The sequence below is a fragment of the Sorangium sp. So ce119 genome (assembly GCF_051524405.1).
Lineage (GTDB): Bacteria > Myxococcota_A > Polyangia > Polyangiales > Polyangiaceae > Sorangium > Sorangium cellulosum_G.
In genome coordinates this window covers 818,465-835,973 of the sequence record NZ_CP150311.1, presented here as the reverse complement: position 1 = coordinate 835,973, position 17,509 = coordinate 818,465, and the positions used below count along the sequence as shown (strand labels likewise).

11 protein-coding genes are annotated in these 17,509 nt (G+C 72.5%); 5 read left to right on the top strand and 6 right to left on the bottom strand.

From position 1 onward, the window contains the following. Positions 1-55: 55 nt before the first annotated feature. The 3 genes from WME76_RS47525 to WME76_RS47515 form a co-directional block, all read right to left on the bottom strand. On the bottom strand, positions 56-565 hold the full coding sequence (locus tag WME76_RS47525) for a hypothetical protein (RefSeq protein ID WP_437962839.1): 510 nt from the start codon (positions 563-565) through the stop codon (positions 56-58). A gap of 248 nt (positions 566-813) precedes the next feature. Beyond that, entirely contained in the window at positions 814-1,182 is a 369-nt protein-coding gene (locus WME76_RS47520) for a c-type cytochrome (protein WP_437962838.1), read from the bottom strand. Between the two features lie 451 nt (positions 1,183-1,633). Then, entirely contained in the window at positions 1,634-2,155 is a 522-nt protein-coding gene (locus tag WME76_RS47515) for a hypothetical protein (protein WP_437962837.1), read from the bottom strand. Between the two features lie 255 nt (positions 2,156-2,410). Between WME76_RS47515 and WME76_RS47510 the strand changes: the two genes are divergently transcribed. Then, positions 2,411-6,547, top strand: a complete 4,137-nt coding sequence (locus WME76_RS47510) for a PAAR-like domain-containing protein (protein WP_437962836.1) — start codon at positions 2,411-2,413, stop codon at positions 6,545-6,547. 30 nt (positions 6,548-6,577) lie between these two features. Next, complete coding sequence (locus WME76_RS47505; RefSeq protein WP_437962835.1) at positions 6,578-8,245, top strand: hypothetical protein; 1,668 nt, start codon at positions 6,578-6,580, stop codon at positions 8,243-8,245. 220 nt (positions 8,246-8,465) lie between these two features. Here WME76_RS47505 and WME76_RS47500 read toward each other — a convergent pair whose 3' ends face one another. From WME76_RS47500 to WME76_RS47490, 3 genes are all read right to left on the bottom strand, one after another. Further along, positions 8,466-9,893: a sensor histidine kinase gene (locus tag WME76_RS47500; protein ID WP_437962834.1), complete on the bottom strand. Its 1,428-nt coding sequence runs from the start codon at positions 9,891-9,893 to the stop codon at positions 8,466-8,468. A gap of 430 nt (positions 9,894-10,323) precedes the next feature. Beyond that, on the bottom strand, positions 10,324-10,788 hold the full coding sequence (locus tag WME76_RS47495) for an SRPBCC family protein (protein WP_437962833.1): 465 nt from the start codon (positions 10,786-10,788) through the stop codon (positions 10,324-10,326). Between the two features lie 143 nt (positions 10,789-10,931). Beyond that, positions 10,932-12,215 (bottom strand): SprT-like domain-containing protein, encoded by a 1,284-nt coding sequence (locus WME76_RS47490; RefSeq protein ID WP_437962832.1) that lies wholly within the window; start codon positions 12,213-12,215, stop codon positions 10,932-10,934. 157 nt (positions 12,216-12,372) lie between these two features. Here WME76_RS47490 and WME76_RS47485 point away from each other — a divergent pair, with 157 nt between their 5' ends. The 3 genes from WME76_RS47485 to WME76_RS47475 all read left to right on the top strand — a co-directional run bounded on the left by WME76_RS47485 (position 12,373) and on the right by WME76_RS47475 (position 17,472). After that, the gene (locus WME76_RS47485; RefSeq protein WP_437962831.1) at positions 12,373-14,421 is read left to right on the top strand and encodes a sulfatase-like hydrolase/transferase; all 2,049 of its coding nucleotides are present in this window, start codon (positions 12,373-12,375) and stop codon (positions 14,419-14,421) included. Positions 14,422-14,426: 5 nt separating this feature from the next. Beyond that, the gene (locus tag WME76_RS47480; protein ID WP_437962830.1) at positions 14,427-16,448 is read left to right on the top strand and encodes a sulfatase-like hydrolase/transferase; all 2,022 of its coding nucleotides are present in this window, start codon (positions 14,427-14,429) and stop codon (positions 16,446-16,448) included. Between the two features lie 313 nt (positions 16,449-16,761). After that, complete coding sequence (locus WME76_RS47475) at positions 16,762-17,472, top strand: hypothetical protein (RefSeq protein WP_437962829.1); 711 nt, start codon at positions 16,762-16,764, stop codon at positions 17,470-17,472. Positions 17,473-17,509 lie beyond the last annotated feature (37 nt).

Genomic DNA, 17,509 nt, shown 5'->3' with positions numbered 1-17,509 from the left:
GCACAGCGATCCGGCGCCGATCCGGGGGCGCGGCGCGCCGGCGAGCCCGCGGCGATCAGGGCGCGGTGGAGACCACCGTGGCGGCGACCGCGGCGAAGCGCAGCAGGTCGTCCGAGCGGCCCACGAGCTCGAGGTTGAACGTCGTGCCCTCCGTGAGCTCTCCCGAGGCCCCGACCTCCAGGGCGCCGGAGGTGGCGTCGGGCGGGATCACGAGCGGCGAGACGACGAGCCCCTCCGGAGGCGCGTTGACGATGACGTCGATCGGCGCGTCGAAGCCGTTGATCCGACGGATGGTGAGCGGCACCGACGTCAGCCCGCCATACGGGATGTCGACGGTCGCCGGGACGACGAGCAGCGCGAAGTCGGCCGCCGCGGCCGTGCCCCCGCCGCCGCCGTCGTCGCTCCCGCCGCCGTCGCTCCCGCCGCCGTCGCTCCCGCCGCCGTCGCTCCCGCCGCCGTGGCCTCCGGCGCTGCTCGTCGTGGTGCTCCCGTGCCCGGCCTGTCCGCCGGCGCCCTCGCTCTCTGGCGGGTCGCTGGGGCACCCGATGGCTGAGAGGATGGTCACCAGCGTCACAACAAAGCTGAAGCCATGCTGTAAACGCATCCCGTCTTGTCTCGTTCTGAAGAGGGTTGTCGTGCGTCCGAGGTGCGATGTTCCGGGCGCAACCCGGTCACGCTATCGCTGCTCCGGCGCGGGCTGCAAGCGGCGGCGCGGCAGCGGTCCGGGGTGCGGTCGCCGGCGCGCCGTCTCGTGAGAGGGCGCGCCGGCGTTCGGAGGTGGTGTGTGGAGAGGGGAGGGGAGAGGGGTGTTGATTACTGCGCTTCGCAGGCGAGGTAGACGCGGATGGACTCGACGGTCTCGGCGGGGAGCGGCGAGCCGGGGGGCATCGAGCCATCCTTCACGCGCTCGTAGATCTCCTCGGCCTCGGCGGTGACGGACGCGGCGTCGTCGACGTTGACGGAGTCGGGCGCGCCGGCGCGGGCGACGGGGCCGACCTTGTCCTTGGAGTGACACGAGGTGCAGCTTGCCTGGAGCGTGTCGAAGCCCGCCGTCACCTGGGCATCGGGGCTGGGCGGGCACTCACCGAGCGCTCCCCCGGTGTTGTTGTTCCCGTCCGGCGGATCATCCGAGCCGCCGCAGCCCGGGAGAGCGCCAATGAAGAGGGGGGCAAGGCAGAACAAGAGAATCGTACGAACGTGCATCCAAGCACCTCAGTTGCGAGTTAGGGAAGCGTGGTGAGCCGGGGGTCGAGCCTCCGGCGGTGCAGGCCGGCCTGGCGCCGCGCGTGGATGGTGCCTGGCGCCGCGCACCGGGTCAACAAAGACGGAAGGGCGTGTATTGAAGGGGTCCGGGGTCTCGTCCGGGGAGGCGATCTTCCGCAGATGGACGGCATCCAGGGTCGTCCGAGGCGGCAACCTTGTACAAGTTCGAGGTGTCGTGGCTCGTCCGAGGCGGCAACCTTGTACAGTTTCGAGGCGCCGCCCGTCGTTTCAGGCGGCAACCTTGTACAGATTCGAGGCGCCGCCGGTCGTTCCAGGCGGCAACCTTGTACAGGTTCGAGGCGCCGCGGGGCGTCCCACGTGGCAACCTTGTGTGAGGGGCGGCACCACCGGCTTCGTTCGAACGGGGCGGCTACTGCGGCACGTCCGGGACCGGCGTGTCGAGCTCGAGCTCGGGGAGCACCTCGTCGTCCCCGTCCACGGCCGGCGCGCCCTTGCCGTTCTTGCCGGCCGCCCGCCGGGCGGAGGCCTGACGCAGGCGGTCGAGCGGGGCCAGCGCTGTGCGCGCCGACTGGACCGTCTCCGGCCTCTCGCGATCGACGCTGGCGACGACCTGAAGCAGGTAACCGCCGATCGCGCTCACGAGCTCCCGGAGCGGCCCGCGCAGGGCGGCCACGTCCGTCGGCGCCTCGTGCGCCTTCGTGATCCCGAGGACCGCGCCATAGGCCTCATGGGCGGCGCGCACCTCGGCCAGGAACTCGGGGTCCGTGATGGCGACAAGGTCCTTGCCGAGCGCGTCGTCCTCGGCGATGCGGCCGAGGAGGGCGTTGCTCTCGGCCCACTCGAGATCCATGGCGAGCTTGAGGAACTCGAGGCCTTCCGGGAACAGGCGAGTATCGTGAGCCCGCGCAGCGCCCAGATATCGTTGGAGCACGCCTGATCATCGGGGGGCCGTCTCCCGGGCGGTCAGATGCTCGATCTCCACGCGACGCTGCGCGCACGGACCCCATCAACGGGGCGGTGCAAGTCAGGCTCCGAGATTTCAGGTTGGGTGATCGAGCACCTGGATGCGCTCATGTGCTGGCCTTGCACCGAGCCCGCACGCGCGCCGCTCCGACATCCTGGTTGTGGCCGGGATACGCCTCGTGCGACGCTCGAGAGCGCCATGGGCAGGGTCACCGCTCTTCACATGGACACGATCACGGAGAAGTCGGGGCACCAGATGACCGGCATGGCCGTCAGCGTGTGCCTGACGCCCGCGGCGCCGAGCCCGCTGCCGATCCCGTACCCGACGATGGGCACCGTGGCCGAGGGGATCATCGATCCATGCATGCGGACCAAGATCGAAGGGGCGAAGATCCTCACGGTCGGCGGCTGCATGAAGGCCTGTCACGGCAACGAGCCAGGCACACTCAGAGAGGTGGTCAGCCTCAACACGGGGGGGCCGTGCTTTCCCTGGCTGGGCGCGCCCAACGTCCTCATCGAGCTCGGCATGGCCGGAATCACGGGCAGCATGGGCCAGATGAACAAGAGCATCACCGTCGGCGCCGGGGTGAGCGCGAGCAACGCCGCGGGCGGCGGCGGCGGCGGCGGCGGCGGCGGCAGCAGCGCCGGCGGTCCGGGCGGCGGCGGCCCGCAGGGCCCGAGCAACGGCGGCGGTGGTGGCGGCGGCAGCAGCCAGGGCGCGGGCCCGCCGCGCCCGCCCGCGCCGCCGGGGGCGGATGGCCAGGCGTCCGCGGGGCACCCGATCGACGTCGTGAGCGGGGCCATGTACACGAACCCGGTCGCGGATCTCGAGCTGCCGGGGCCCCTGGTGCTGACCCTGGAGCGAAGCTACTCGACCGCGGCGGTGCGGCATCGCTGCGGCATCGGGTGGGGGTGGTCGCACGATCTCGCCTGGAGCGCCCGGCGCCGCGGCGATGAGCTCGAGCTCGCCGCGCCGGGCGGTCGCGCCCAGGTGCTCTCCTGGCCCGCGCAGGATCAGGTCCTGCTCCTGCCGTTCGGTGTCCGTGTCGCCGCCGTCGGAGAGGATCTTCTCCTCGAAGACGACGACGGCCTCGTGCGGGTGCTGCGCCGCGCCGCCCCGGAGGAGCGCTTCGCGCTCGTCGAGCTCCGCGACGCGTTCGGCAACAAGGCCACCCTGGAATGGCGAGGTGATGAGCTCACGGGCATCGTCGACGCCGTCGGGCGGCGCGCCCGGCTCGAGCGCCAGGGGCTCTTCGCCTGGTGGGAGGTGATCGCGACCGACGAGCAAGGCACCCCGCACACCCGCCGCGCCGTGACCTACGAGCTCGACGACGCGGGCGATCTCGTGCGGGTCATCGACGCGGGCGGCGCGGAGATCCGGTACGAATACGACGAGGAGCATTACGTCGTCCGGGAGATCTTGCCCGACGGGCTCACCTATCACTTCAGGTACGAGGCGATCGAAGGCGCCCGACGGTGTGTCGAGACCTGGGGCGAGATCGCCGGCCGCGACGTGCTCGCGGAGCTCGGCGCGCCCCGCCTCCCGGGCGCCCGGGGCATTCACCACACCCGGCTTTCGTATGACCCCGCCCGCAGCAGGACCGTGGTGATCGACGGCGAGGGCGGGACCCACACCTACACGGGCAACGCGCTCGGCCTCGTCACTTCGTACGTCGACCCGCGCGGCCACGCGCGCTCCTACGCGTACGACACGATCGGCAGGCTGCTCTCGGTCCGCGACGGCGGCGGGCGGACCACGCGGTGGTCGTACAATGCCGCGGGGCACCTCGCGAGCGTCACCGAGCCCGACGGCGCGACCTGGCGCGACGCGGTCGACGCGGAGGCGCAGACGATCGTCCGCACGCGGCCCGACGGGAAGAAGACCCGCTACAAGTACTCGAGGGGCTTCCCCACCGGGAGCGTCGACTGGCGCGGTCGCGAGCACGCCCTCCAGTGGGACGCGCACGGCCTCGCGCGCGCGTCGACCGGGCCGGACGGCGCCGAGTTCACGTACGACTACGACGCGCACGGCAACCCGCTCCGGATCGAGACGCCGGCCGGTGACGCCTACGAGTACGTCTTCGACCTGTTCGGGTGCCCCGTCGAGGCGCGCACCCCGAAGGGCGGCGTCTATCGGTTCGCGTACGACTCACGCTTTGCGCTGGTGCGCCTGGTGGAGCCGAACGGCAACGTCCTGGAGCTGGAGATCGACGCCGGCCGCCGCGTCATCGCGCGCTCCGACGCGAGCGGGATCACGCGGTACCGCTATGTCGCCGGCGCGCTCGTGGAGGTGGTGCGCCCGGACGGCAGGCGATTCCGGCTCGGCTACGATGCGCTCCTGCGGCTCCGCTGGATCGAGAACGCCGCAGGCGAGCGCCATGTGCGCGAGTACGACGGCGGCGGCAACCTCTCCCGCGAGACATCGTTCGGCGGCTCGACCACGGCGTACGAGTACGACGGATCGAACCTCCTCGTCCGGACGACCCACGCCGACGGCGCGTGGATGCGTTACGAGCGCGATGAGGCCGGTCGCGTCACGAAGCTCGAGACCTCGGGCGGGCTCGTGGAGGAGTTCCACTACGACGCGCTCGGCCACCTCACGCGCGCGCGGAACGCGGACGTGATGATCACGTTCGAGCGCGACGAGGACGGCCGGGTCGTCCGGGAGGTCCAGGAGGCCGGCGGGTTCGCGTTCGCCGTCGCCCGCCGCTTCGACGACGCGGGCCGCGTGCTGGACCGCCGATATGCGACGGGGTGGTCGGTCGAGGTGCGCCGGCGCGAGGAAGACGGCGCGCCGGCGTCGCTCGAGGTCGCCGCCGGCGAGGCGGACGGGCTCGCCTTCGCGCGGGACGCGCGCGGCGAGTCGCGGCGGACGCGGCTCGACGGGACGTGCGCGCTCGCCTGGTCGCGCGACGTCCAGGGCCTGCCGGAGAGCGTCACCATCCTGGATGAGCGGGGCGAGCCCGTCCGGGCGCGCGCGTGGACGTGGAGCCGGGTGGGCCCGGTCGCGGCGGTCACGGACAGCGAGCGCGGCGCGCGCCAGTACGACCTCGACGTCGAGGGCAGGCCGCTCCGCGTCCATGGCCTCGGCGCCGACGAGCAGCTCACGTACGCGGCCCAGGGAACGCCGATCCCGTCGCGCGGCCCCGCGTGGTCGATCGGCGGGGATGGCCGCCCCCTGCGCGCGGGCGGCGCCGAGATCCAGTGGGACGCCCGCGGCCGCCTCGCAGCCCGCGTCGGCCAGGGGCCGCTGCAGACCTGGCGCTACCAGTACGACGAGCGCGACCGCCTCGTCGCAGCGGTCCGCGGCGACGGCCTCGCCGTCCGTTACCTGTACGACCCCCTCGGCCGCTGCGTCGCGCAGGCGCACGGCAACGGCGAGAGCACCTGGTTCGGCTGGGACGGCGAGAGCCTCGTCGAGGAGCGCCCCACGCGGGGGCCGTCGATCCAGCGCGTCTTCGACGACGACGGCTTCACGCCGCTCCTCGAGGCGCGCGACGGCAAGGACTGGCGGATGGTCGTGACCGACGCGGCCTCGACGCCCTGGCTCTACCTGCACCGCGATGGGCGCGCGTCGGAGATCGATCTCGGCGCCTTCGGCCGCGTCACGCGCGCGACGGGCGATCCCGGCGCGCTCCGGTTCGCCGGGCAGCGCGCCGACGCGGTGACCGGCCTGCACTACAACCGCCACCGCTTCTACGACCCGGCGACGCACGTCTTCCTGACCCCCGACCCGCTCGGCCTGCTGGGCGCGCTGCAGGAGATCGGGTTCGTCCCCAACGTCACGATCTTCATCGACCCTTCCGGGCTCACGACGATCGTCGTGGGCGCGCCGGCCGACGCGACCATCCAGCAGCATGTCGCCATGATCCAGGCGCAGAATCCTGGCGCTCGCGTGCTTCGCTACGATCAGCTCACGCCGGGCAGCCTGGCGCGAGAGGATCACGTCATCGTATCGACGCACGGCGCGCCCAACCTGGTGGAGTGGGGCAACGGGTACATCGACGGCCGCCAGCTCGGGCAGCGGCTCACGGCGGCAGGGTTCCGCGGCCAGAAGCGGGGGCGAAAGCGGCGCGTCGAGCTGTCCGCGTGCAACAGCGCGACCCCCGGGGCCGGCAACGGGCCGAGCGTGCTCCAGGCCGTCGCGGACGAGACCCGGGCGATCGCGAGCGGCGCGCGCTCGGCCAACCCGGCCGCGACCTACGCGGGCACCACGTCCGTCGGGCCAGGCGGCCACCAGTGGGGCCCTGGCATGATGGCGCCGAACTGGACGGGCGGCACGACGCCGTACGTGCATCAAGGCACCTGGGTCGAGACGCGCCCCGGCCCGCAGGGGGGCCGCGGCCGGCGCCGGCGCTGATCAGCCCGGAGCGAGGAGCGAGACGAGCCCGTGCGTTTCATCAATCCTTATCCGTACGGTCACCCTCCGCGAAGCGAGGATCTGCAGAGCGCGCTGGCGGCGGCGGCCGCGGGCACACTGGTCGGCGCTGACGAACGCGTGCTCGCCGAGCTGGACCGAGCGGCGCTGAAGGCCCTCGGAGGGGCGCTCGAGATCCGCGAGGACAAGCCCTGCTTCGACGAGCGTTGCCGCGCGCCGCACGGGCTGCCGCAGCTCGGGATCGTGCTCGCGGCGGAGGGCGGGCCGGTGGGTCGGGCGGACCTCTACCCGGAGAACCATTCGATCTACTGGCGGGGCCTCGACTGGAAGCAATGGTGTGGCTGGGCCGAGCTGAGCGCCCCGCGCGCGCTGCTCGAGTGGCTCGCCGCGCACGGCGTACCGGAGCCGCTCGAGGACGTGACGCGCTGGAGCAGCCAGGAAGGCGAGAGCGCACGGCGTGAATGGCGCAAGACGATCCCGCCGAACCTCAAGGGCCCCTGGTGCGCCTCGATGGATCGCCTCCTGGACCCCTGGCACATCCTGGAGGCGGCGGCGTGGATCGAGCAGGCTGGCGCGAGCATGCGCAGGGCCCGAGGGCTCCTGGAATGGTACGGGGCGGGGTCGGGGCCGTTCGCGCGCCGGCCCGATTACGAGTTGCTCCCGCGGCTCCTGCTCGGCCGCTTCTCCGGCGAGGATCTCCAGCGGGCGCTCCAGTCCCAGCCGAGCGACCGCGCGCTCGCGGGCGCCGGGCGCCATCTCCTGGACGTCGGGCCGCTCTCCCCGGGCGCCCACGCCGGGCTTGTCGAGCCGCTCGATGCGAGGCTCCGCGAGGCGATCGTCGAGGCGGTACGCAGGTTCGCGTCCGGCGAGGACGCGGATCTGCTCCGCGAGCGGCTCTTCCCGGCGCCGTTCGTCCCGCCGGAGCCCACCACGCTGGTCGGCGCCTCGATCACGCTGCACCTGCGCCGCCCGGTGGCCGCCGGCGACGCGACGGTCTATACGGTGGATTTCCAGGACATCGTGCGCCTCGAAGGGGGCGCGCGCTCCGTCCTCGGCAAGCTCCTTGGCGACGCCGTCCTCGCGGTCCGGGGCGGCCGGCTGCTCGTGGGCAAGGGCGGCGGCGTGCAGGAGCTCGACGCGCGGGGGAACCTCGTGGCCATGCACCCGGCCGCGACGCCCGAGCAGGTGGCCACCGCGCGCGCGCTCACCGCGGCCTGGTCCGCGCCGGCCGCGGCGCCGCCGCTCGGCGAGCCGCTCGGCCCTGCGCCAGAGGAGCGCGAGGCGTTCGAGGCGCTCGCGCACCTCGGGCTCCGCGCGCCGCCCTCGGCGCGCGCCGTGGGGCGCGATCACCTCGAGGCGGGCGGGCGCGCGATCGTCCGCCGCGGCGAGGCGGGCGCGCCGCCCCGGCGGATCCCGCTGCCCGGGCGCGCCGTGCTGCACGCCTTCTCGGCGTCGCACCTCGTGCTCGCGCTCGACGCCGGCGATGCCTGCCGGATCGCGTGGGTGGAGGAGGGGAGCGATGCGCTGCGTCTGTCGCCGCTGCTTCGGATCGCCCCGCGGGCGCTCCGCTTCCTGCTCGCCACGGGCGACGCCGCGCTGCTCGGCGTCGACCTGGACGCCGGCGAGGTCGTGCTGCGCGTCGGCATCGAGAGCGCCGGTGGCGGGCGACCCGGGCGGTGATGAGCGCTCGAGGTGCCGAATGCAAGCTGCCGGGAACAGGAGCCGCACGATCTCCCTGGTTCGCTCGGCGCTCCCGGCCCGGCGCCGAGCGGGCACAGGAGCGGCGCGAACCGAGGAAGAGCCCATCCCGGAGGCGGCGCCGGGACGGGTGCGCCGCCGTCCGCTGGTTGCCCGCATCGTGAGCCCGCGCAGCGCCCAGAGTTCGTTGGAGCACGCCTGGTCATCGGGGGGCCGTCTCCCGGAGTTCACGCGCTGGTGCTGGAGCTATTTCGGACGCGTGCGCCGCCTCGGTGCTCGCTCTGGGCAGCTCGAACCAAAAGATGCTCCCCTTGCCCACGACCGTGCGGAGGCCCACGCGGCCGCCGTGCGCCTCGGTCAAGCGTTTGACGGTGGCGAGGCCCAGGCCCAGGCCCGGCACTCGAGCGCCTTGCGCTCGGACGTGAGGCTCGAACACCATCTGCTCGAGGGCCGGCGCCACGCCGGGCCCCGTGTCCTCCACCTCGATCCGCACAGCGTCGCTCGCGTCGAGCACCCGGATCACGACGCGACAGATCGCCGAATCGCCGACGTACTTGAGCGCGTTGCGGATCAGGTTGGCGAGGATGCTGGTCAGCACGCCGGGGTTCGCGATCACCGCGCACGGGGCGAAGGGGTCGACGCGGAGCTCCACGCCGAGCTCTACCGCGATAGGGACGAGCTCGCCCATGAGATCGTCGATGACGGGGCTCACCTCGGCGCGCGCGCCCGGTTCCGGCATCGCGCCCGCGCGAGCGAACTCCAGGAGCCCGTCGGTCGTGCGCTTGATACGCGCGATGGCCCGCCGGCCCCGTTCGAGCGCCTTTCGTGCCGGATCTCCCTCGCCGCACCGCCGCGAGGCGACGTCCAGCGAGAGCGCGACCGAGCCGAGGGGGCTGAGCACGTCGTGCGCGACCCGGCCGGCGAACTGCTCCAGCTCATCCGCTCGACGCTCCAGGAGCACGCCCTGCCCCCAGAGCAGCCTCACCTGACGGCGGATCTGCACGGCGGCCGCCGCGCAGGCCAGCAGCGCGAACGTCACGCTCGCCGTGTTGAGCACGAGCGCGATCCGACGAGAGCGAACGCGGTTGGCTGCGATCTCGATCGCCAGACGGCGCGCCTGCCGCGCGTTGAGCTCGACGCTCGCCATCACGGCCTCGCTCGTCTCGTTGAAGTCCGCTCGCAGCGTGTCCATGAGCTTGCTGGCCTCGTCCGGATGGCCGTTCGCCAGCAGCGAGAGGACCCGGTCGGTGTCCATGGCGAGCTTGCCGAGCTCCTGAGCGACGGTCTGCCACTGCTTGAGCTCTCCCGGATAAACGGGCATGCCGAGGTAGGCGTCGAGGCTCCGGGATAGATTGGCACGCGCCTCGTCGAGCTCGTGGCGGTCGAACGGGCGGCCCAGCGCGGCGTTGTTGACGAGATCGCTCAGGAGCGCCTGGTTATGTCTCAGCTCGGCGCGCGCGGCGGCCAGGTGCATGATGCTCGGCGTGGCGTTCTCCGCCAAGCTCCTGGCCGCCGCGTCGATCTCGGCGGCTCGGTGCTCTGCGTAGCCGGCCGAGATCACGAAGCTAGCGATAGCGACGAAAAACGCGGCAAATAGCGTCAGCAGGATCGACGGCAGCTGACCGAGCATAAGAGAAGACTTCGGCCCCGCCGGGGCGCTCCGCCGTCGCATCTCCATGCCGGGATGCTGGTCTGCCGTCCGCCCCAGCGCAACACGGGAGGAGCGCCGGAGCCGCAGAGGATCGCCCGCGCTGCATCGGCGGATGTCCCTGGGCGCGCGTCGAGGAATGATGAACGAGCAACCGCTCTGGTCGTCGTCGCCCTCGTCTTCCCCGGCGTGGTTCGGCCCCACGCGCCGCCGACCCTGAAGTCGACGATCCTGGATACGCCGTCTGCCGCGCCCGTGTCCCTTTCGGCTAGGACACCGATGATGAGGCAGCCCTGAGAAAACGAACCACAGAGGCACAGAGGGCACAGAGTTTTTTTGTGGTTGTTCCTCTGTGCCTCTGTGGTTCAAATCTCTTCATTCATGGGTGTTTCAAGCGGATCGGCGCTCTAGCCTAGCCGGCCCGCCGCCGCTCCAGGTGACTCTTCATCGCCTTGAGATCCCCGTGCACGGCCTTCTTGAAGCTGCCGATGAACAGCCGCCCCACCGTCTCCATGAACCACCCCATGCCCGCGATCTCGCCATCCATCTTGAGCAGCGTGCCGGCGCCCTGAGGCTCGAAGACATAGCGAAACCGGTACTCCCCGCGTCCCGTGGTGCCCTTCTTCCCGTCGATGAACAGGTCAAGGCTCTTGCCCGGCTCCGCCGCCGTGACCTCGAACTGCTCGGTCGATTCCTTGCCGAACATCTTGCGGGTCTCACGCCAGATCGCGCCCTTGCCGGCGACTCCGTCCGTGAGCTTCTCCACGCGCACGAAGTTGGGCATCCAGTCGCCGAACGCGTCGATGTCGGTCGCGAGCCGGAACACGTCCTCCGGGGACGCATCGAATCGCTCTTCAATCGTGAACCGGAGCGGCATCTTCGTTGTTCTCCTGGGTGGGCCCGCGCACCGGGCGCCATCGTGCCGGAACCGCTCCTTCCCCGTCAACGAGCGCGTCGGGCCCGCGCCGCCGCCTCGACGGCGTCCGCTGCGCCGGGCGGCCCGGCCGCGGACACCCGCGCTCAGCCCTTCTTGCCAGGAAGCAGCAGCCCCCGCTCACCCGTCGCGCCCTGCATCGGGCGGTGCAGCACGATCTTCCGCCCCGCCTCGCGCCCGTGCGCGTGCGCCGCCGTCCGCTGGTTGCCCGCGTGCCGCAGGTGCTGCACGTGCGGGTGGCGCGACCGGTAGTAGGTGTCGAGGTCGGCGTCTCGCACCCAGACGAGCCCCTGCTCCGCGGACGCCTTCCGCTCCGTGTTCAGCTTCTCGAGGAACCCGATCATCACGCCGGCCAGGTAGGTCCGCCGGTCCTTGTTGCCCTTCACGCCGTGCGTCCGCTTGTGCTCCCTCCAGAGCTGCTCGGCCGTGTGGTGCAGGAACGCGTGCACGTAGGCCGCCATCTCCAGGTTCGCCGGCGTCCCGCAGATCTCGAGGACGCTGCCGCGCTTGCCCTCGAGCGGCGCGTAGACCGGCACCCAGATCGCCTCGACGAAGAAGTGCTTGCCGAGGATGCCCCCCACGATCCGCTCGCTCTCGCCCACGCGGCCGCTCGGCTCGCCGAGGTGGCGGAAGCCGTACTGCCGCGCGGCGCGCGCCTTCGCGACGTCGAGGTTGTACTTGAGCATCAGCCGCTGCGCCGCGCCCATCGCCGCCTGCGCCTCGTGGGCGTTCGGGCTGTCGGCGAGCGCGAGCAGCCGCGCGATCCGGTCGAGGATCCGGGCGTCCGCCGCGGCGTCGCTGCCCGCCGCCGCGCCGGGGGCCGTCGGCGAGACGCCGACGGCCGGCATCCCGGACGCTGTCGCGTCGATGCCGAGGCGCGCGCACACCTCGCGGAACGCCGGCCCGTGCGCCGCCTCGTCCGTCACGCCCAGCACCTCGTGCACGTACTGGTGCGCCATCTCGTGCTTGAGCACCTCGATCACGACGCCCCACGGCTGCGTCAGGACGAGCGGCCGCGAGATCTCGATCGCGCGCGGCTCCGAGATCCAGCGCCCGAGCCGGCTCGCGGCGTCGGACAGCTCGATGGACGCCGAGCGCAGCTTCCGCCGGAAATGCGTGTAGTTGAGGGTCTGGTAGGCCCCCATGAGCTCGCGCACGAGCGCCGCCTCGAGCTCCGCGCTGAGCCTCGCCGCCGTCTCGCGCGGCGGCTCGGGCGCCGGCGCGTGCGGCGCGTGCGGCGCGTGCGGCGCGGCGGCGGACGGCCGCGGCTCGGAGCTCGCGGCGGCGGTGGAGGTCTCGGCCGATGGCGCCGCGGCCCCGGGGGCCTGCTGGGCGCCGCGCATCCCGTTCAGGAAGAGCTGCTCCGCCATTTCGGACGCCTCTCATGGCACGCCCCGGGCGGCTGTCGAAGGGATTTCTCCACCCCGGCGCGCCCCCCGGCCGGCCGGACACGTCATCGGCCCGCCACCGCCCCGCCGCAGAAACGTTCCCGATACGCCATGTCCTCGCTAGAATCGCGCGCCCCACGTGTCCCGGTCCAACGCGTTCAACGATCCTCAGGCGGCAGAGACGGACGTCTCCAGCCGCTCGTCGCGCGGGCTGACCCGCGATCTGGGCGCGGAGCGCGCCACGGCGCGCTCGCGGCTGCGCGCCCTCGCCCGCGCCCGGCGCCGCTACGGAAGCCTGTTCCTCGCGCTCCCGTTGCTCCTCGTCGTGATGGCGGACGTCCGCGTCCGCGGCGATCGGCTGCTCGCGCTCGGCGGGAAGCACGTGGCCAGCTACCTCGGCGCGATGGCCGAGAGCGCCGCGCTCTGGGGGCTCCTGCTCTTCGCGGCCTCGGCGCGGCGGGGCGCGTCGCGCTGGATCGCGGCGCTGCTCTTCGTGGTGCTCGCGACGCTGTCGCTCGGCGGCCAGCTCTACTTCCACCGCCAGTACGCGACGTACCTCAACCTCGACGCCACGCTCTTCGGCACCTCGCTCTCGTCGAGCCTCTTCGGCCAGCTCCGGGCCGACGGGGAGAACTTCCTCCGCTCGGTCCTCCCGCCGCTCCTCCTCGCGATCGCGCTCGTCTGGCTGGGCCGGCGGATCGTGCGCCCCGGCCGCACCGCGCGGGCCCGCGCCGCCCGCCTCGCCGCGCCCGCGGCCGTGGTGGCCGCGTTCGTCCTGCCGTGCTCGTACCGCGCGGTGCAGGCCTCCACGCCCGACGTCATCTACTTCCACGCGATCGGCGGCCTCATCAAGGAGCTCGTCGGCGTCCAGACGACGGCGCAGGTGCGCCCGGGGCTCCGCACGCCGCCCGCGCTGCCGCCGGTCACCCCGGCGCCCGGCCCGCGCCGCAACGTGCTCTTCATCCTGACCGAGAGCGTCCGCGCCGACGCCACCTGCTCGGCCCGCGCCCCCGCCGGTGAGCGCGGCGCCCCCGCCCCGTGCCCGGGCACCCCGCGCATCGACGAGGCGGCGCCGGGCCGGCTGCCGCTCACGCAGATGCGGTCGAACGCCTCGACGACGGCGATCGGGCTCGCGGTGCTCTGGTCCGGCCTCCAGCCGATCGCGACGCGCGAGGAGCTCCACACGGCGCCGCTCGCCTTCGACTACGCGGACGCCGCCGGCTTCGACAGCGCCTACTGGACGAGCCACCACATGATGTTCGCCAACTCGCGCCTCTACGTGCAGGACCTGCCGGTCTCGCACCAGTGCGGCGCGACCGAGCTCGACCCGCTCGCCGACATCGATCTCGGGGCGGACGACCGGCTGCTGTCCGCGCACGTGCGGTCCGAGCTCCTCTCGCTGCGCGAGCCGTTCCTCGCGGTCGCCCACTTCGGGAACACCCACGTCCCGTACCTGGTCGACCCGGAGCAGGCGCCGTTCCAGCCCGCGCTCGAGAGCAAGGCGCCCGACGACAACGACGCCTACCACAACTTCTACAGGAACGCGGTCTACCGGCAGGACGCGGCGATCGCGGAGCTCATCCGCTTCGTCCGGAGCTCTCCCGTCGGCGATCGCACGGTGATCGTGTTCACCTCGGACCACGGCGAGGCGTTCCGCGAGCACGGCCAGCTCGGCCACACGGGCTCGATCCTCGACGAGGAGATCCGGGTGCCCGGCTGGGTCGACGCGCCGCCGGGCACGCTGACGGCGGCGGAGGAGGCGGCGCTGCGCGCGGCGCGGGACGAGCTCGTCTTCCACACCGACGTGGCGCCGACGCTGCTCGACCTGATGGGCCTGTGGGACGAGCCGGCGCTCGCGGGGTACCGGGCGGCGATGGTCGGGCGCAGCCTGCTCCGGCCGCTCGCGGCGCCGGCGGCGCTGGCGCTCACGAACTGCACCGGGATCTGGGGCTGCGCGTTCAAGAACTGGGGGATGATGCGCGGCAACATGAAGCTCGAGTCGCGCGCCTGGGACACCGCCTGGCACTGCTACGACGTGCTCGCCGACCCCCGCGAGCAGCGCGACCTCGGGCCCGCCGCCTGCGGCGACCTGCCCCGGCTCGCGGACGCGATCTACGGCGGTCCGGCCGGCAGCGTCGATGTCCCGGCCCACCTCCGCGACCTCGCGTCGAGGCCTCGCCGCGACTGACCCGGATGACGCCGGACATCGACCGAGACGGCGGCGCGCCCAGCGAGCCGCCCGCAAGCCCTTCCACCGCGCCCGCCGCGCCCGCCGCGCTTGCCGGCCGCGCCGGCAGCTCCGAGCGCCCGCGCGCGGCGCGCCGGGCCGCGCGACGCCGTCGCCGCCTCGCCGGCCTCGCGCTCCTCGCCGCGCCGGCGCTCTGGTTCCTCGCCGCCGACGTGCTGCGGCGGGGCCGCCACATGACGACGTTCGACCGGCTGCACGCGGCCGGATACGCCGCGACCGTGGTCGCGTCGCTGGGGTTCTGGGGCGTCCTGCTCTATGTCGCCTCGGGCCGCCGCGGCGCGATGCGCGGCGTGACCGGCGGGCTGTTCGTCGCGCTCTTCACGCTCGCGTGCGGCGTGCAGGGGGGCTTTCACGCCCTCTACAACATCTACTGTTCGATCGACTCCCAGATTCACTCCCAGTCGATCCCGTGGTCGGTCGTGGGCACGCTGCCGCTCGGGGATCCCCGCGTGATCGCCCATCTCGCGGCCGCGCTCGGTCTGGCGCTCGGCGCGCTCCGGCTGTCCCGCCGCCTCGTGCGCCCGCGGCGGCTCCGGCGGCGCGTCGCCGCGGCGTTCGTGCCGCTGGCGCTGGCCGGCGTGACGATGATCCCGGTGAGCTACCGGGTGATCCAGTCGTCGTCGGCCGACATGATCTACTTCCACGGCGTCACCGCCGTGGTGAAGGAGCACCTCGGCATCACGAACGAGTCGCCGGATCTGCGGGTGCAGCGCCGCGACCCGGAGCGCGTGCCGCGGCTCGAGGCGCGCCCCGCGCGGCCGCGGAACGTGCTGCTCATCCTGCAGGAGAGCCAGCGCGCGGACGTGACGTGCGTCGCGTACGACCCGGCCTGCGACCGGGCGACGCCGTTCTCCAACGCCGCCGCGCCCGGCCGCATGCCGCTCCTGCAGATGCGGGCCCACGACTCGACGACGGCCATCTCGATCTCGAACATCTGGTCCGGCGTGCTGCCGACCGAGCGCCAGGAGGTGCTCGGCTCCGCTCCGCTGCTCTGGCAGTACGCCCACGCGGCCGGCTGGGACACCGCGTACTGGACGAGCCAGAACCTCATGTTCGGCAATGCCCGGCTCTACGTGCAGGACATCCCGGTCTCGCACCGCGTTGTCGCAACCCAGCTCGATCCGGGCGCCGACCTCGATTACGGCGCCCACGACCGGCAGCTCACGGATCACGTGATCGAGGAGTGGGGCGAGCTCGTCGAGCCGTTCTTCGCGGTCGTCCATTACTCGAACGTTCACTTCCCGTACGTGAGCGATCCCCGGCATTCGCCGTTCCAGCCCAGCGAGCTGAGCAAATCGCCCGACAAGAACGAGCACTTCTTCAACTACTACAAGAACGTCGTTTACCTGTCGGACATGGCGGTCGGCCGGCTCATCGAGCACATCCGCGGGACGCCGAGCGGCGAGCGCACGGTCATCGTGTACACGTCGGATCATGGCGAGTCGTTCCGGGAGCACTGGCAGCTCGGCCACACGAGCTCGCTCTGGGACGAGGAGATCCTGGTGCCGGCGTGGATCGACGCGCCGGAGGGGACGCTCGCCCCGAAGGAGCGGGCGAGCATCGCCGGCGCGAGGGACGCGTTCGTGTGGCACCTCGACCTCGCGCCGACGTTCCTCGACCTGATGGGGCTCTGGGACGAGCCGCGGCTCGCGCCGTTCCGCGCCCGGATGATCGGGCACCCGCTCACGCGGCCGGAGCGCACGGTGGCGCCGGTGCCGCTGACGAACTGCACCTGGGTCTGGGGGTGCTCGTTCCGCAACTGGGGGATGATGCAGGGGCCGCTGAAGATCGAGGCGCGCGAGTGGGACGGCGAGTTCCACTGCTTCAACGTGCTGGAGGATCCGCTCGAGCTGACCAACCTGGGAGAGCAGGCGTGCGCGCCGCTGCCCGATCTGGCGCGGTCGCTCTTTCACGAGATGCCGAACGTGACGCCTCCCGACAGGAAGCCGGTCGACTGGGGCGGGTGAGCCCGGCGCGATCGCCCAGCGTTCCGGAACGTGGTTTCAGGGAGCCAGCCACGCCCGCCTCGATCGGCGCCACGTGCTGGAACGATCGATTCGCCACCCGCGTCGGTCTTCGCCTCTGCGCGACACTGGCACAAACCGGCTGAGCCAACCTGAGCCACGGCGATGGCGGATCGCTGAAAGGAGCCTGCAAATCGCGGAGATCCGTGTTGGATCGCGGATTGCTCCTGGGCAGGTGCTCGTGCGCGGGGACCGGCGGCAGATAGTGGCGCATGCGGCCGGTGGTCCCGAGCGGTGGCTTCAGGAGGACAACAAGATGACCAGGATGCTTAAGGGACTTGGGGTGTTCGCGGCGGTAGGCGGGCTGTTCGTGACCGGGATCAGCGGTTGCAACATGCCAGCCGGCGATGACGCAGAGCTCGGCTCGCTCAGCCTGCCGCTCGCGGCGCAGGCGCCGTCCGGCGTGAGCTACCGGCTTCGCAACGCGACGTTCCAGATCCAGAGCGATTACTACTGGTATGACGGGGTGTCGGTCGGCAGCAGCAGCAGCGGCGTCGGCGGGAGCCCCGGCAGCACCACCAGCAGCAGCACCGGTTACTTCCCCGGTGGGACCTCGTTGACGATCAACTCCGAGGACGAGGATCCGGACGCCAGCTCAATCCTCGTCGATCTGGAGCAGGGCTCGTACTATGTCCAGCTGCTCCCGGGCTGGCACCTCGAGAAGGTCGAGGGCGGCACGGCGACGGCGGTGGACGCCACGCTGCTCTCGTCGCAGATGATCTACGTCTACGTCTCGCCGCACTCGACGACCTGGGCTCAGTATCAGTTCGGTATCGGGGACAGGGCGCTCTGGCTCAACGGCAAGCTGAACCTCAGCATCAACGTCTACGAAGATCCGGACGAGTACTACGGCTACGGCCAGGGTGGCGCCGGCGGCGGCGACTGGGGCACGGGCGGGGCCGGCGGCGCCATCGCGGTGTCCGTCGGCTCTTCGGGCGTCGGCGTCGGCGGCGGCGGCGGCTTCTAGTCTTCGTCCGCGGAGACCACGGCAGCAGGCGCGGCGG

Excerpts from the sequence above, each read along its gene's own strand:
- WME76_RS47510 (WP_437962836.1), top strand. The coding sequence starts at position 2,411 with ATGGACACGATCACGGAGAAGTCGGGGCACCAGATGACCGGCATGGCC.
- WME76_RS47475 (WP_437962829.1), top strand. The coding sequence starts at position 16,762 with ATGACCAGGATGCTTAAGGGACTTGGGGTGTTCGCGGCGGTAGGCGGG.
- WME76_RS47495 (WP_437962833.1), bottom strand. The coding sequence starts at position 10,788 with ATGCCGCTCCGGTTCACGATTGAAGAGCGATTCGATGCGTCCCCGGAG.
- WME76_RS47490 (WP_437962832.1), bottom strand. The coding sequence starts at position 12,215 with ATGGCGGAGCAGCTCTTCCTGAACGGGATGCGCGGCGCCCAGCAGGCC.
- WME76_RS47480 (WP_437962830.1), top strand. The coding sequence starts at position 14,427 with ATGACGCCGGACATCGACCGAGACGGCGGCGCGCCCAGCGAGCCGCCC.
- WME76_RS47500 (WP_437962834.1), bottom strand. The coding sequence starts at position 9,893 with ATGCTCGGTCAGCTGCCGTCGATCCTGCTGACGCTATTTGCCGCGTTT.